Here is a 16,279-nt window from a genome sequence, read left to right as displayed (position 1 = left end):
GAGACGAGGATGCCATATGCTATCGGAACTGTGCTTCATATCCAGAGGAACTCGGCCTCTTGGGAAAATCCTTCGATGAGATCCAGAATTTGACTGTTTCCGCCACGACCGCGTTCAACGCTCAGAATGCGAATGTCGATTGTCTATGCATTACGCTCGACACGGCAGCGCTCGTTCGGATGCTCGACGAGCGAATCGGGGAGCCTGGCTTCGGCGAAACCCTTCTCGCATCGCATCCACATTTGTTTTCCAGGTCCCCTGTGTTCGTCGATAGAGAAGTGCTGGACCGCATGATGTTGGTGGTCGAGGCGAGCGAAGCTGCCGCGCACAATCCCGGGTTTCGTTCGACAGCCCTAGGTTACGCCCCGCCGATTTCTGCCCATGATTTTGGTACCAGAGGTCTGTTCATGGGTTACGATTTCCACCTCACCGCCGATGGACCACAGCTCATCGAGATCAACACCAATGCCGGAGGCGCATTTCTGAATGCCATTCTGGCCGACGCACAGGAAAGCTGCTGCACGAATGCGGAAACGGCTTTCCTCCCGCATCACCCGAGCCACGCCTTCAACGAGCGGATCGCTTCCATGTTTGAAGAAGAGTGGCGTACGCAGCGAGGTACAGGACGTCCAGAACGTATCGCAATCGTCGACGAAGAACCGCCGGCCCAGCCTCTATATCCGGAATTTCTCACGGCGCGCGCGCTGTTGAAGAATGCGGGATTCGCTGTCGACATCTGCGCGCCCGAACAGCTTTCCTTTTCGGGCCACGCGCTAATGCTGAACGATCAGCCCATTGATCTTGTTTACAATCGGCTGGTAGATTTTGCACTGCAAGAGCCAACGAATGGCGCACTAAGACAGGCCTATTTGAGTGGCCGCGTCGTAGTATCGCCAAATCCTCATGTTCATGCCCTCTATGCTGACAAACGCAACTTGGCGTTTCTGTCGGATCGCCATCGGCTTATCGCGCATGGGGTTTCAGAAGCGCATGCCGGGATTTTGCAAAGTGCCGTTCCGAAAACCCTGATCGTCGATCCTGACAACGCATCTACGCTCTGGAAAGAACGCCGGGCGTGGTTCTTCAAACCCGCTGGCGGTTATGGAAGCAAGGCCGCCTATCGCGGCGCAAAACTGACCAAAAAGGTCTGGGATGAAATCGTTCGTGGCGGTTACGTCGCACAGCGCTACACTGCGCCCAGCCTGCGCCGGGTCAGCGTGGCCGGCGAAACCGTCGATCTCAAGGTCGACATTCGGCTCTATACCTATGCCGGGCGCGCACTGATGGCAGCCGCCCGACTATATCAGGGCCAGACCACCAACATGCGCACATCGGGCGGAGGGTTTGCCCCAGTCCTTTCTTTCGCGGCCCCTGCATAGACGATCCGACAGGCAGCTCTGTAATCTCAGGCCGACCGCCACGTCTCTTTACTTGCGCGCGTCAAAATGACGCAGCGGGATTGAGAAAGGTCGAAAGTGAGCTTTAAACTGAGCTTCCTGGGTGCGGCGGGAACGGTCACCGGATCGAAATATTTGCTTCAAACGCCAGAACACCGGATCCTGATTGATTGCGGCGTGTTCCAAGGCTTCAAACAACTTCGACGCCGCAATTGGCAACCCTTCCCGGTCGATCCTGCATCGCTTGATGCTGTCGTTCTGACACACGCCCACCTGGATCATTCAGGTTATATACCGGCCCTGGTACGGGACGGCTTTGCCGGGCCTGTGATAAGCACTCATGCTACCCAGCGGCTGTGCGAACTGCTTTTGCCCGATAGCGGTTACCTGATGGAAGCCGACGCGCGGTATGCAAAGCGGAGGGGGTACAGCAAGCATGACGACCCCCGCCCCCTTTACACGCAAGCCGACGCCAAAGCCTGTCTCGATTCATTCAGGAGCGTTGATTTTTCGCAAGCGGTCGCGGTGACGCCGGATTGCAGCGCTATTTTCAGACCGATGGGTCATATCCTCGGTGCCGCGAGCATAGAACTGCGATGCGGAGACCTTAAAATCGCATTTTCAGGCGATATCGGTCGCTATGGCAGCGCCACGATGGTCGATCCAGAACCCATCCGTGAAGCCGACTACGTCATAACGGAATCGACTTACGGCAACCGGCATCATGGAGAAGGCGACCCGGAGACCTTGCTCGAGGAGATTATCGGACGGACGGTGAGGCGCGGCGGCACAGTGCTGATCCCCTCCTTCGCTGTCGGTCGCGCCCAGACATTGCTCTACCACCTCGGGCAGTTGCAACGAACAGGCAGGATCCCAGCGCTGCCGATCTATCTAGACAGTCCCATGGCCATCAATGCCAGTTCGATCTTTTGCGAGCACGTTGGCGAACACAGGCTTACGGAAGAAGAATGCCGCGCAGCGTGCGGTATCGCAACCTATGTTCGTGAGGCAGAGGAATCGAAGCAACTCAACCGCGACGCCATGCCCAAAATCATCATTTCGGCAAGCGGCATGGCAACGGGCGGGCGGATACTCCATCACCTCAAGCACTATGCCCCAAGCCATCGCAACACAATCGTCCTGGCGGGTTTCCAAGCTGGAGGCACACGAGGGGCGGCACTGCGCGACGGGGCGAAGGAACTCAAGATCCACGGTAACTATGTTCCCGTCCGAGCCGAAGTTGCGCAGCTTGATATGTTGTCTGCTCATGCCGACCAGAGCGAACTTCTGCGCTGGCTCGAAGGATTCAGATCGCCGCCACGCGAGGTCTTCGTCACCCATGGCGAGGCAACCGCATCCGATACATTCCGACTGCTCATATCCGAACGCCTGGGATGGAATGCGCGTGTGCCCGAACATGGCGAAGAGGTGGCACTCTGATGCAAGACAATTCGGTTAGTCCGATCGCCAGTGATGCAGGCGAACACCACCCCTTGCGCGCGCGGGCCTTGCCGATCGAGACCGATGGCGAAGCGCTGATCTTTATCCACGAGGATTGTCCGGTTGCCAAATCGGAGGGATTTCGGGCGCGTACCAGAGTTGAGCTCGTCGCAAACGGCAGAACGCTGCTTGCTACGCTCTATCGCTCGAAACACGATGTGGTTGCAGAAGATGAAGTGGGCATGCCCTTCCCGCTACTGGAGAGATTGTGCCTACGTGATGGAGATACGCTCACCGTAAGGCATCCCCAACCGCTCGCTTCGCTCAGCGATGTCAGGGCCAAGCTCTATGGACACCGGCTCGACGAAACACGGCTAAGGCAGATTGTTTTCGACGTGGCGAAAGGCCGCTTCTCCGACATCGAAATCGCCTCTTTCATCGCCGCCTTCGCCGCACAACCAACGGACATTCAGGAGACCGCCGCACTTACGAAAGCAATGCTCGCGGCCGGCGATCGGCTGGACTGGTCGACAGGCCAGGTGGTGGACAAGCATTGTGTCGGCGGCCTGCCCGGAAACCGGACCACGCCGATCGTCGTCGCGATCGCCGCGGCCGCAGGCCTCACGATGCCAAAGACATCCTCGCGCGCGATTACTTCGCCTGCCGGCACCGCCGATACTATGGAGACCATGGCTCCGGTTGCGCTGGACGTTGCCGCGATGAAGCGGGTCGTCGAGAAGGAAGGCGGCTGCATAGCCTGGGGCGGAAGCGTCAACCTCAGCCCGGCAGATGATGTCCTTATCCGGATCGAGCGAGCGCTCGATATCGACAGCGACGCGCAGCTGGTCGCCTCAGTGCTGTCAAAGAAGCTCGCCGCTGGGTCGACCCATGTGGTTCTCGATTTGCCAGTTGGTCCGACAGCGAAGATACGCAGTGCCGACGATGCGGGTACCTTAGCGCACTTGTTCAAGAGCGTCGCATTCGAGTGCGGCCTTACCGTGGCTACGGTTCAGACCGACGGAAGCTATCCAGTGGGACGAGGGATCGGCCCGGCGCTCGAGGCGAATGACATACTTGCCGTGCTGGGCCGTAAGCCGGATGCGCCGATGGATCTGCGAGATCGGGCTCTGGCGCTGGCTGCCGGAATATTTGAACTGAGCGGGACTCCCAAGGACGACGCCTATGCCTTGGCAGCGCGATTGCTCGCAGAGGGTGCGGCAGAAGCCAAGTTTCTTGCCATCTGTGAAGCGCAAGGCGGCTTTCGCGATCCGGGCTGTGCTCCGCAAACGCTAGACTTCCTCGCTCCGCGCGCCGGACATGTGAGCGGGTTCGACAACCGGATCATCGCTCGGATCGCAAAGCTGGCGGGTGCGCCGCAACGCTCCACCGCAGGCCTCTATCTCCATGTCAGGCCGGGCGAACGGGTCGAGAAAGCTCAACCCCTCTTCACCATCCACGGCGAAAGCCGCGGAGAGCTCGACTACGCTTTCGCATACGCATTGCGAAACGACGCGGCGGTTCAACTGGAGGCATAATGAACAGAATCGTATTTCCCTTAAGCGCCGCCCCGGGAATGGCCGAAGAGCTTGCTCGGATTTACAGCGCAGAACTTGGACAAATCGAGCGACGGCATTTTCCGGACGGCGAGACCTATCTTCGGCTCATGACCCCGGTACAGGCCGCAGATGTGGTTCTGGTCTGCACTCTGGATCGGCCCGATCCGAAAATCATGGCGCTGCTCATCGCTGCCGAGGCGGCCCGCAACCAAGGCGCCCGAAGCGTTTCGCTCGTCGCCCCCTATCTGGCCTATATGCGGCAGGATAAAGCTTTCAAAAGCGGTGAAGCCGTATCCTCGACGTCGTTCGCCCGACTCTTATCGACCTATTTCGACCTTCTCGTGACTGTCGATCCGCATTTACACCGCATCGCGGCGCTGGAAGACGTCTATACGGTGCCAACCCAGGTCGTATCAGCTGCCCCGGCGATTGCGGATTGGGTACGCACACATGCGCCCAACGCCCTTCTCATCGGCCCGGACGAAGAGAGCGAGCAATGGGTGCAGGACGTCGCGCAGCGCGCGCAGACTTCCTCCATTGTCCTTGAAAAAAGGCGCTGGGGCGACTTCGACGTTTCCATAAACGGCGGCAGCCTACCCGACATGACGGGAAAACAACCGGTAATCATCGATGATATTGCATCGAGCGCGCGAACGCTGGTCGAAACCGTCGAACTCCTTAAGAATGCCCGAGCACCAGCTCCCATCTGTGTGGTGGTACATCCGATATTCGCCGGGCATTCCTATGACGAATTGCTTGCCGCGGGCGCGAAACAGGTGGTCAGCGCAAATACCGTGCACCATCCCTCGAACGCAATCGACATGTCAGAGTCAATCGCTACGGCACTCGAAGAGTTCGGCCTGGATAGCGACGAACTCAACGATGTCGAGCAGTTCCCCCGCCCTGTAAGCAGATGATCGCCCGCCTACGGCGTTATACGACTGAGATTTGGAGAATGCGGACATGACCGGGAATAATAAGAAGATAGGCGTCGGCGTCGTCGGATATGGTGTGATCGGGCGCCGTGTCGCGAGTGCCGTTGAGCAACAAGCGGACATGTCCCTAACCGGGGTCGCGGACATCGCCGCCGACTGGCGGATCGCACGCCTCGCACAGCAGGACGTCGATCTCTATTCGGCAAGCCCGACCGCTGCATTGAAATACGCCGATGCAGGCCTGAAGGTGGTTGGTACGCTCGAGGATCTCGCAGAAGAATCCGATGTGATCGTCGATTGCACGCCTAAGGGCGTCGGCGCCAAAAATGCGGAGTTCTATCGACGCATCGGACGCCCTTTTATCATCCAGGGCGGTGAAAAGCACGAGGTCGCCGGCCATTCCTTCGTCGCCGAAACGAGCTACGAAAGCGCTGTCGGCCGCAATGCCACCCGGGTGGTTTCATGCAACACGACGTCAATCGTGCGTACACTGGGCGCTCTCAAGCGGGCCGACTTGCTGAAACGAGCGCGCGGTACGCTCATGCGCCGAGCAGCCGATCCCTGGGAAAGCCATCTTGGCGGGATCATGAATACGCTGGTCCCCGAACCCGGTATTCCAAGCCATCAGGGTCCCGATGCGCGTCTGGTCGACCCGGAGCTCAATGTGGTGACGATGGCTGTCAAGGTTCCCGAAACGCTAGCACATCTGCATAGCTGGTACGTCGATTTGACGCGCCCTGCGAGCCGGGAAGAAGTGCTTGAAGCTTTCGCCTCCTCGACACGAATCCTTTTGATCGACGGGCGCAGCGGCCTATCGGCACTCAACAGCGTAAAGGAAGCGATGGCGATGCACGGTCGGCCTAATTCGGACCTTTACGAGGTCGCCCTGTGGAGCAACATCCTCTCGGTTGAAGGCACCGAACTGTGCTACAATTATATGGTCGATAATCAGGCGATCGTAATTCCCGAAACAATCGATGCAATCCGTGCGCTCTCCTCAGTCGAAAGCGAACGCGCAGTTTCGATGGCGCTCACCGAAAAGAGCCTCGGGATCGGAGGATTCAATCTGGGCTAATTAGGAGCGGATGCAATATCCGGATCTTTACTATGGATTTCAATAAAAAAGGAACGTGTGGGTCCAGTAAGACCTCTCGCGCGCACCGGTTGCGCGAGGAAGCAATCGACGAAGCCTTGCGCGAATCCTACCCCGCCAGCGATCCCCCTTCATGGACGCTGGGAGCGGACAAATCGGCTGAACCGAACTGCACTGGAGCGAAGTGGAAGACTCCGCCCGGAACGGTTCCCTGAGAGACCTCGTCAGCGATTGGGAAAGACACGCCACCACTGATCAAAGCTTACACGCGTGCCGATGCGGTTTCATGGGCTTTGCAGTCGCAATCGAGAAAGCCATGGATAACGCAGGTGCGGCACATTTGCAGCAGCCGCTCACGCAAGGCTCCCCGCGCGCGGTGGAGCCGCACATTGATATTGTTGACGCTCGTGCCAAGACTTTCGGCAATGCTCTCGCGCGACTCTTCGAGCAGATCCGCGCGCCAAATCACCTCGCCATATTCGGGTTTTAGGGTCGGCAAAAGACGATAGAGACAGTCACAAACCGCCGCTTCAAGCTCTTCATCGGGCACACTCGTCGCTTCGCCCATTTCCGCAAGATCATGCGGATCGACAATCGTCTCGTTTTTGCTGTTCCGCGCGGCCTGCCGGCAAAAATCCGCAATCGTCGTCGCAAGAACTCTGGACAGCCACCCCCGCACAGAGTCGATATTCCGGAGATCGTTGGCCCGCTCTATGGCGCGCAACATGAAGCGCTGTAGGACTTCTTCGGCCTCCTGGCGCCCGCGCATGCGGCGCACAAGGAAGCGCATCATATCCTCGTGACTCTCGACCAAGGCCCGACGCACAGCTTCATCCATAGGCCTCAGTGCCTCATCTACACCCTCAGTCTCGGAGAGTTTACTCTGGTTCATCTAATCTTCCGATGGATCGAAGCTCTTCGGAGGAGGCCAAGCGCAACTCATTCCGGAGACAAACACACAGAACACCTGACTTCTGAAAGCCGTCCTTCGCACTGCCGCAGCAGGAGAGCAAGGCGAATATAGTGAATATAGGTGGGGGTCAGGAAAAGGGCGCATGGGTAGCACTTGCGAACTCACCAAAGGATCCATTGGAGAGTAGCGGCATCAGGACCAAAAACGATACTACCTCGTCCTGCCAAGCTGGCTTTCCCTCCTGAAACGCAGTGCAAAGGACGACTTATGCGAGAGCAAAATGACCCCATAGAACAGTCTAGCCCGTTCGGCGGCGGAACAGCCAGATGGCGGCCGAAAGGCTTACGGCCGCAATGACCGCCATGGGCCAGATGTGGGAAAAATAGAGCCCAATCGGGGCATCACGAAGATATACCGCTTTGCTGATGACTATGAAGTGCGTGATGGGGGTAGCTGTGGCGAGACCCTGTAGCCAATCTGGCATGTTTTCCACCGGTGTGGCGTAGCCCGAAATAAGCACGGCCGGCACCATGTACATAAAAAGCCCGATAATCGCCTGCTGCTGGGTCTTGGCAAGCGATGAGATAAACAGGCCGATTCCGATAATCGCCGAGAGATACATGAGCATGCCAACGAAGAGCAGGGCCAGAGAGCCGCGTATCGGGACGTTAAGGAACAATAGACCCAGTACAAGCATCGCGCTCGCGCTTGTCAGCGCGATCAGGAGAGCCGGAACGCTCTTGCCCACCAAAATCTCGAATGGGCGCAGAGGCGAAACCAGCAGTTGTTCGAAGGTTCCGAGCTCGCGCTCGCGCGCGATCGAAAGCGCCGACACCATGAAACCGACCACGGCAACGAGTACGGCAAACAGCGCTGGCACGGCCGACCATAGCGGTTCGAGATTGGAATTGAACCAAGTCCGCTGGACCAGCCGAATGGGCGGTACGAGCCCAAGCTGGTGAAGACGTTCTTCGTTGAAGGCCTTAACAATCCGGCTGCTGTATCCCAAGAGGATTTGCGCGGTGTTCGACCTGCGGCCGTCGAGAATGAGCTGCACCTGCGCATTTTCGCCGCGCTCGAGACGGCGTGAGAAGTCTTCCCCGACACGCAGGACCAGCGTTGCGCGGCGCGTATCGATAGCCCGCGCGATCTCCGCCTCGGCGCGAAGATGCACTATTTCATCGAAAACCCCGGCCCCCTCGAAGCGGCTGATAAGTTCTATCGAGGCACGGCCCTGATCCTGATTGTACACGGCCAGCGTGACGTCCGACACCTCCTGCGTAATCGCGAAGGCATAGATAAGAAGCAGGAATGGCGGCGAGAACAGTACAACCCACCGGGTTTGTGGGTCGCGCGCGCTTGCCAGAAGCTCCTTCACGATCAAGGCATAGATGCGGTGCCACATGGTCTCAGTCGAGCCGCGTGCGTGTGAACAGCGCGCAGACTGCGAAGATCACAATCCCGAAAATGGCAAGCCCGGCAAGGTCGGGCAGCAGGACCGCCCATACATTGCCAGCGAGAAATTGCGTCTGCAGGGTCGAGACGAGAAAACGGGCCGGGATTACGTAACTGAACAGCTGGAGCGCCGGTGGCATGCTGTCGAGCTCAAAAACGAAATTGGAAAAGTAGAACGCGGGCAGGAAAGCAAGCATCACGGCGACCTGCGCTGCCACGAGCTGGTTTCGGGTGAGCGTCGATATGAGCAGTCCCTGGCCTAACGAACACAGCATAAAGAGCGAGGCTGCGAGTGCCAGGGCCAGAAACGAGCCGCGAAAGGGAACATCGAAGAACCCCACTGTCACGAGCACGGACAGCATAAACGAGCCAAGCCCGAGAACGAAATAGGGGATCAGCTTGCCCAGAAGGAGTTCGAGCGGGCCGACCGGAGTTGCCAGAAGCGCTTCCATGGTACCGCGTTCCCACTCGCGGGCCACAACGAGCGCCGTGAGAAGCGCTCCGATAATGGTGAGAATAATGGCCAGAGAGCCGGGCACGAGATAATTGCGGCTCGACACCTCGGCGTTGAACCACGTGCGCGGCTCGATCGAGACGAGCGGCGCAAGCGGCGGTTGTCCCCTGTCCAGCCATTCCTGTTCGAGCCAGTTGAGAACCAGCATTTCGACGTAAGAACCCACCAGGCCAGCCGTGTTCGGATCACCCCCGTCAACAAGAACCTGTATCGGCGCGGCCTCGCCGCGAAGCGCAGTTGCACTGAAATCCTGAGGCAAGACGATGATTGCATCGAGTTTTCCCGCAGCCATGCGCGATGCAAACACTTGTCGGTCGATGGCGACTTCGATTCCGAAATAGCGCGTATTGCGCAGGGATGCGACGAAGCTTTCGGTTTCGCTCGTCGGTTGTTCGACGACAACCCCGATGGATAACTCCCGAGGATCGAAAGACACCGCATAACCGAAAAGAAAAATCAGCATTATCGGAAGCAGGCCGGAAATCATGAGGGTACTCGGATCTCGAACGGCTTGGCGCGTTTCCTTGCGCATGATCGCAGCCAGACGCGAGAAGGTCATCGTGCCCTTCCCGCTTCAATCTGCTCAATGAGAGCGATGAATGCGTCTTCGAATGTCGGGCTGGGAAGTTCGGGCGAGATCGCCCGCGCCTTGAGCTCGGAAGGGGGGCCCAAGGCGACCATACCGCCGCGATAAATAAGCGCGGCGCGGTCACAATACTCCGCCTCGTCGAGAAAGTGCGTCGTTACGATAACCGTCACACCATTCGTGACCATCGTGTTGATGTGGGCCCAGAATTCACGGCGGGTACGCGGATCGACACCAGAGGTAGGTTCGTCGAGAAACAGAACGTCCGGTTCATGCATAGTGGCGCAGGCGAGCGACAGGCGCTGTTTGAAGCCAAGCGGGAGCTGGCTGGAATTCTCATCGAGCTTGTCGGCTAAGGCGAAGCTGTCGATCATGCGCTCGATCGTGAGACGCTGCTTCGCGCCGGTCAGGCCGTAAACGCGCGCGAAAAATCGCAAATTCTGCAATGTACTGAGGTCGCCATACAGGGAGAACTTTTGGGCCATATAGCCGAGGCGAGCCCGCGCTTGGCTCGCCGCAGTGCGTAGATCAACACCGGCAATACGAGCCTCGCCGCTCGTTGGTTTCAGCAGGCCGCACAGCATCTTGAAAGTAGTCGATTTGCCCGCTCCATTCGGACCGATGAGCCCGAACACCTCACCGCGGCGTACGTCGAAACTGATTTCCGACGCCGCGGTGAAGGAACCAAACATCCGGGTCAATCCGCGCGCCTCGACTACAATTGTGGCACCATGACTGCGCTCCGAATTCCGCGCAAAGGGTGATTCAGCCCGAAACCCGCCGCCGATGAGATCGATGAAGGCGTCCTCGAACCGCGGGGGGATGCGCCGTAATCTTGCGCCGGCGCCTCCCGTCAGGGAATCCAAAGAGGGGACCTGCGCCGTCTCCATCAGCAGCAACCGTACGTCGCTGGCCTGTATCGTACCGTCCAGAACAGCTTCGTGTTGGCGTGCCCGGTTAAGGACTTGGCGTCGGTCGCCCTTTATGCCCTCTACGAGGTACACCCGCCCATCGACTCCGGCAGTCAGATCAGTCGGCCGACCGTCAAAGATGAGCTCGCCCTCACTCAGTACGAGCACCGTTTCGCACTGTTCGGCTTCATCGAGATACGCAGTCGCCCAGACGACCGTAATGCCTTCCTCGGTCAACTGGCCTACCATGCGCCAGAGCTCGCGCCGTGAAATCGGATCGACGCCAACACTCGGCTCGTCCAGCAAAAGCAGTTCGGGCGTCGCGACGAGAGCGCAAGCAAGCCCGAGCTTCTGCTTCATGCCACCCGAGAGGGCGCCAGCCAGCCTGTCCGTGAATGAGCCTAGGCCGGTGAACTCCAGAAGCCGCTCGAAGGTCTCCTTTCGCGCCGATCCGACGACCCCTCGAAGGTCCGCATAGAGAATGAGATTTTCTCCAACGCTAAGGTCCTCGTAAAGGCCGAAACGCTGGGGCATGTAGGCTATGCGCTTGCGCACTTGCCGAGCGTTGGCAACGGGATCGAGACCTCCGACTTCGATCCTGCCATCATCGGCACGGAGCAATCCGGCAATCAGGCGCAGGAGAGTTGTTTTCCCCGCGCCATCGGGACCGACGAGTCCTACAATGCGTCCCGATTCTATCTGTGTGGTCACATTTTGTAGTGCCGACCTGTTCTGGTTATGGAACCGCTTGGTCAAGCCATCGATCGTCACAAGTTTCGACATTGATCAGCTCTCGCGATCGTCTGGCCGCACGATGACGGAAACGGGCATGCCCTGCTTCAGGATGCCTGTTTGATCTTCGACACGCACACGTATGCGGTAGACGAGGCTGGTGCGCTGCTCGCGCGTTTCTACGGACTTGGGTGTGAATTCAGCTGTTGGTGAGATGTAAGTAAGGCGCCCGCGAAATTTGCGCGCGCCTTCAGTCAGGACTGTCACAGGCGCACCGAGATCGACGCGCTCGAGGTCAGGTTCCTCGATATATGCCCGGATCCACATGGGCGAGGTATGCGCCAGCGTGAAGACGGTTTCACCAGGACCCACGAAAGCTCCAGCCTCGCGTGCACGCGTCAGGATGATCCCGTCAGCGGGCGCGTAAAGGTTCGCATCCACCAGACGTTGCCGGGCGAGCGAAGCGGCAGCGCGCTCGGCACCAAGCGCGGCGCGTCCTTGCTGGATTTCTTCGCGTCGCGGACCTTGGCGAACAAGCGAGAACTCTTCGAGCGCCATCTGCCGTTGGGCAGCGGCACGATTGCGCTGGGAAAGCGCTTCGTCCTGCGTCTGTTGAGAAGCAAACCCTTTTCGGGCGAGGTGTTCGACCCTATCCAAAGTGGCCTGCGCGACATTGAGCGCCGATTCCGCTTCAGCAACGCGCGCTCTTGCCCGCTCGATTTCCTCGGGCCGACTACCCGCTTCAAGAGCAGCAACCACCGCCGAGCGTTCGCTGGCTCTCGCCTCGGCCAGCGCAATTTCGTTCTCATAGTCCTGCGGCTCGAGCGAAGCCAGAAGATCGCCGGCCACTACTCGATCGCCCTCATTGAAAACCAAGGTCTTAATCCTGCCGGATACTTTGAACCCGAGGTTGACCTGCCGGATATCGACGTTGCCATTCAGAACCAAATGACCTTCTTGTTCATGTGGATCGGTACGCACGAACCAGATCGCCGCAGCTACCGCAACGAGCAGGACAACCAAGGCCGCGCCAATATAGAGCCCCTTCCGAGAAGTCATGCTTGCCCCTCCCCGCGGACGCACCCAACCGCCAGCAGGCCGTGGAGCTCGAACTCGGTACAATGTGCTGCAAGCACCTCGCTCGGGGCATCTGGTGCAATGAGAACAGAATAGTGCATTGTCCGTTCTATCAGCCCGATCACTAGCCAAGCGGCCAGTCGCGCGGGTAAGTCTTTGATAAGACCCAGTTGCTGAGCGTGGCCGACATATTGGGCGAGGGTGTCGGAACCTTGTTCGAAATGTCGGTTGATATGATTTCGCTGCTCTGCTGGAAGTGCCTGTGTCTCGCGAAGAACCAATTTGGTGAGCGATCTGTGGCGGCGACAGTATCGGATCACCGCATTCCAGATAATCTCAATCTCTTTCGCCACTTGCGAACGGGTTTGCAGTTTTTCGACAGGATGCCGCCCGAGGGTTTCCTTCAACAAGCCGGAAAAGAAATCATCGACGAGCTCGACGAATATCGAAGGCTTGTTCTTGAAATGGAGGTAGAAGGTGCCTTGGGCCACGCCCGCTTTGGCGACGATGTCGGCAACGCGAGTCGCCGCAAATCCGTACCGAGTGAACAGGACTGCCGCAGCTCTTTTCAATTTTTGTCTATTCTTGTCGGACATCGGATCACCTCGATGTGACTGACGCATCAGTCAGCGAGGAATTACAGCGCACCACACCAAGACGTTCGATAGGGGTCCAAGGGTGTGGCTAGAGGAGGTGCCCGTTTCTTTAATCGCCTGGATTACACCAGCCCATGCAACTCCCGGGTCGCGGCAGATCGAATCTTGCGATTGGGCTGTGAGCGCCCGCCATGGCGTGAAACAGAGGGTCAGAACTAATGGCGGTGCGCGAAAAGGCGCGACCTTCCACGACGTCGATCGATTGCGCGGTAAAGCATTCTGCGTCGCCGCCTTACGAGGTGGTCGACCAGTCCTGGCCATTATGGAATGCCGTGGCGCTGGTCTGAACCGATCCCGTAGCAATGTTCACGCCGGGAGTATGCTTCTCAACAGCTACGATATCGGAATTTTTGAACGGTGTTGGCTCGCGGTTCTCAACGGACTTGGGAAAAACGGTAAAGACATTGGAGCCGAGACCCATAATGCCCTCCTGCACATTTGCAGTCAGGCCGCGCCCGAGGGTCACCTGTTGCCCGTAGTCACCTTCCGAGCAAGATGTCATCGTTGCGCCGCCGAACAGTCACCGTAACTTCATTGCTCGGTCACGCCAGATTCTTTTCCAGACGGTACCTGCCCTGAAATACCAATGCTCAGGGGGTTTTCATGTCGGTCCAATCGAACCTAATCCGTCCAATGTTGCTTGCAGGGAGCGCATTCGTCGCGCTCGGCATCACCATGCCTGCCGTGGCCCAAGAGGCGACCATCGACCAGGACCAAGCAGAGATCATCATTGTCACCGGTACGCGCGATGCCAATCGCACGCCGTTCGACACGCTCGCTCCGGTCGACCTACTCTCAGACGAAACGCTCGATGCCGTGGTCTCGGCCGACGTCGGCGATAAACTTGCCCGTACTCTGCCATCGTTCAACATCCAGCGCCTACCCGCCGCCGACGGCCTCGCCTTCGTGCGGCCAGCAACACTGCGTGGTCTTTCGCCAGACCAGACGCTCGTCCTGGTCAACGGCAAACGCTATCACCGCTCTGCGCTGCTCGGTTCGCGCGGTTCGCAAGCGCCTGACCTCAACAGCTTTCCGGGTTTCGCCGTCAAACGCGTGGAAGTGCTGCGCGACGGTGCCTCGGCGCAATATGGCTCGGATGCGATCGCTGGCGTGATCAACTTCATCCTCGACGATCAGCCGGGGCTCGATGCCTACGCACAGTATAGCGAATACTTCGAGGGTGATGGCGACAAGTACCAGATCGGCCTGCAAGGTGGCCTCGCACTCGGCGAGCGCGGCAGCATCGTTTTGACTTGGGAATATGCCGACACTGCAGCGACTTCGCGCACGCGCCAGCGCCGCGATGCCATCGCGCTGCAGGAAGCGCGACCCGACCTCGCGATTCCAAATCCGGTGCAGCGCTGGGGCCAGCCAGAGACCAGCACCGTTCGAGCTGCGGTCAACGCGCACTACGAGTTCGCCGACGCGGCCGAGTTCTACGTCTTCGGAACGCTCGCTGATGGCGAAGGGGTAACCGACTTCAATTGGCGTAACCCGACCACGACAAGAAGCGTCTTTGCGGATACGACAGTCTTTCCCGGGTTCAACTTCAACCAAGTCTTCCCGACCGGCTTCACGCCGCAGTTCGGCACCCAGTTTGACGATTATCAGGTGGCCGCAGGCCTGCGCGGTGGCATCTCCGATAGCCTGACCTACGATCTCAGTGTCTCGGCGGGCCGCAGTCGCATCAACTACACGATCGATGACACCGTCAATGCTTCGCTCGGCCCCTTGAGCCCGACGAGCTTCTACCTTGGTCGGCTCGGTCAGCGTGAATTCAACATCAATGCCGATTTTGTTTACACGCTCGATCTCAGCAACGGCTCTCCGCTCAACATCGCTTTCGGTGCCGAGCGCCGCAAGGAAACTTACTTCGTTCGCGCCGGCGATGCCGCATCGTACGCAGTCGGACCGGGCGCCGTGGCGGGTCTATCGCCAAACTCCAACGGATTTCCGGGTTTCAGCGATTCACAGGCGGGCGAATGGAGTCAGACGAGCTACGCCGGCTACATCGATATCGAGTGGACACCGATCGAAATCCTGACTCTTGGTGCCGCAGGCCGCTACGAAGATTTCTCCGAGTTCGGCGACACATTCGATTACAAGTTATCCGGCCGCATCGAGCCAGTTCCCGGTCTTGCCCTGCGCGCAACCTATTCGACCGGCTTCCGCGCCCCGACTCCCGGGCAGCTCAACACCTCGAGTACCAGCCAAGGGCTCGATACGGTGACTTTGCAGATATTTACGCGCGGCCGACTCTCTCCAAAAGATCCGATCGCCGTCGCGCTCGGCGCGGTACCGCTTCAGCCCGAGGAATCGGACAACCTCTCGGCAGGCCTGGCATTCAAGTCGGGCGGGCTCACCGCCAGCCTCGATCTCTACGAAGTGAATGTCGATGGCCGCTTCGGGCAATCATCCAATTTCGTTGTTCCCGCGGGGGTTCCCAACCCGCTTCGGTTTACAAGGGTCAACTATTTTACAAACGATTTCGATACCCGTACCCGAGGGGTTGATGCGGTCATAGCGTATGGTGCTCCCGTCGGGCCTGGCAACCTCACTGTCAGCGTTGCCTATAATTACAACGAAACGAAGGTGGTGGGCGGTGCAAGCACGACGATCGCCAACGATACCCAACGGCGGATATTCGAAGAACGACTGCCACAGCACAACGCCGTCGCCGCATTCGTCTACGATCTGGGCGTCGCCGCGTTCAACCTGCGAGGCAGATATTACGGGCCGTGGACCGATAGCAGCGGCAACGCGGTCGGCGACATCTTCCAGGATTTCGGTTCCGTGGTGCTCGTGGATGCCTCGTTAACCGCGCGGCTGGGTGAGCACTTCGACCTCACCGTGGGTGTCGAAAATCTCTTCGACACCTATCCGGACGAGGCGACATTTCAGGCCAATCGCGGGCTGATCTATTCCCGAAACGCACCATACGATACCGATGGCGGGCTCTATTATGCCCGTTTGGGGCTACGGTTTTAGCGCCAGGTGACACAAATCCGCAGACG

At 58.7% G+C, this 16,279-nt stretch carries 13 protein-coding genes; 6 read left to right on the top strand and 7 right to left on the bottom strand.

The genetic code is table 11. From position 1 onward, the window contains the following. The first annotated feature begins 59 nt into the window (after window positions 1–59). From MUY37_RS12190 to MUY37_RS12170, 5 genes are all read left to right on the top strand, one after another. Window positions 60–1,379, top strand: coding sequence for a hypothetical protein (locus MUY37_RS12190; protein ID WP_499195610.1), 1,320 nt, complete (start codon window positions 60–62; stop codon window positions 1,377–1,379). Between the two features lie 96 nt (window positions 1,380–1,475). Continuing rightward, entirely contained in the window at window positions 1,476–2,837 is a 1,362-nt protein-coding gene (locus tag MUY37_RS12185) for an MBL fold metallo-hydrolase RNA specificity domain-containing protein (RefSeq protein ID WP_499195609.1), read from the top strand. Continuing rightward, complete coding sequence (locus MUY37_RS12180; protein ID WP_499195608.1) at window positions 2,837–4,372, top strand: thymidine phosphorylase family protein; 1,536 nt, start codon at window positions 2,837–2,839, stop codon at window positions 4,370–4,372. Before MUY37_RS12185 ends, MUY37_RS12180 begins: the two co-directional genes overlap by 1 nt. Further along, window positions 4,372–5,310, top strand: a complete 939-nt coding sequence (locus MUY37_RS12175) for a ribose-phosphate pyrophosphokinase (protein WP_499195607.1) — start codon at window positions 4,372–4,374, stop codon at window positions 5,308–5,310. Before MUY37_RS12180 ends, MUY37_RS12175 begins: the two co-directional genes overlap by 1 nt. Before the next feature lie 46 nt (window positions 5,311–5,356). Beyond that, on the top strand, window positions 5,357–6,403 hold the full coding sequence (locus MUY37_RS12170; RefSeq protein ID WP_499195606.1) for a type II glyceraldehyde-3-phosphate dehydrogenase: 1,047 nt from the start codon (window positions 5,357–5,359) through the stop codon (window positions 6,401–6,403). Between the two features lie 280 nt (window positions 6,404–6,683). On the opposite strand, the gene MUY37_RS12165 is transcribed toward MUY37_RS12170, so the two are convergent. The 7 genes from MUY37_RS12165 to MUY37_RS12135 all read right to left on the bottom strand — a co-directional run bounded on the left by MUY37_RS12165 (window position 6,684) and on the right by MUY37_RS12135 (window position 13,731). Further along, entirely contained in the window at window positions 6,684–7,259 is a 576-nt protein-coding gene (locus MUY37_RS12165; protein ID WP_499195727.1) for an RNA polymerase sigma factor, read from the bottom strand. Window positions 7,260–7,632: 373 nt separating this feature from the next. Next, window positions 7,633–8,739, bottom strand: coding sequence for an ABC transporter permease (locus MUY37_RS12160; protein ID WP_499195605.1), 1,107 nt, complete (start codon window positions 8,737–8,739; stop codon window positions 7,633–7,635). Window positions 8,740–8,743: 4 nt separating this feature from the next. Beyond that, entirely contained in the window at window positions 8,744–9,862 is a 1,119-nt protein-coding gene (locus tag MUY37_RS12155; RefSeq protein WP_499195604.1) for an ABC transporter permease, read from the bottom strand. Next, on the bottom strand, window positions 9,859–11,583 hold the full coding sequence (locus tag MUY37_RS12150) for an ATP-binding cassette domain-containing protein (protein ID WP_499195603.1): 1,725 nt from the start codon (window positions 11,581–11,583) through the stop codon (window positions 9,859–9,861). Before MUY37_RS12150 ends, MUY37_RS12155 begins: the two co-directional genes overlap by 4 nt. Before the next feature lie 3 nt (window positions 11,584–11,586). Continuing rightward, the gene (locus MUY37_RS12145) at window positions 11,587–12,591 is read right to left on the bottom strand and encodes an HlyD family secretion protein (RefSeq protein WP_499195602.1); all 1,005 of its coding nucleotides are present in this window, start codon (window positions 12,589–12,591) and stop codon (window positions 11,587–11,589) included. Next, window positions 12,588–13,205, bottom strand: a complete 618-nt coding sequence (locus MUY37_RS12140; RefSeq protein ID WP_499195601.1) for a TetR/AcrR family transcriptional regulator — start codon at window positions 13,203–13,205, stop codon at window positions 12,588–12,590. The genes MUY37_RS12145 and MUY37_RS12140 overlap by 4 nt, the downstream gene beginning before the upstream one ends. Before the next feature lie 292 nt (window positions 13,206–13,497). Continuing rightward, window positions 13,498–13,731: a hypothetical protein gene (locus tag MUY37_RS12135; RefSeq protein WP_499195600.1), complete on the bottom strand. Its 234-nt coding sequence runs from the start codon at window positions 13,729–13,731 to the stop codon at window positions 13,498–13,500. 167 nt (window positions 13,732–13,898) lie between these two features. On the opposite strand from MUY37_RS12135, the gene MUY37_RS12130 reads away from it, so the two are divergent. Further along, window positions 13,899–16,253, top strand: coding sequence for a TonB-dependent receptor plug domain-containing protein (locus tag MUY37_RS12130; RefSeq protein WP_499195599.1), 2,355 nt, complete (start codon window positions 13,899–13,901; stop codon window positions 16,251–16,253). Window positions 16,254–16,279 lie beyond the last annotated feature (26 nt).

The sequence above is a fragment of the Qipengyuania sp. ABI-127-1 genome (assembly GCA_022953095.1).
GTDB lineage: Bacteria > Pseudomonadota > Alphaproteobacteria > Sphingomonadales > Sphingomonadaceae > Qipengyuania.
This window is presented reverse-complemented; position numbering and strand designations above follow the sequence as displayed.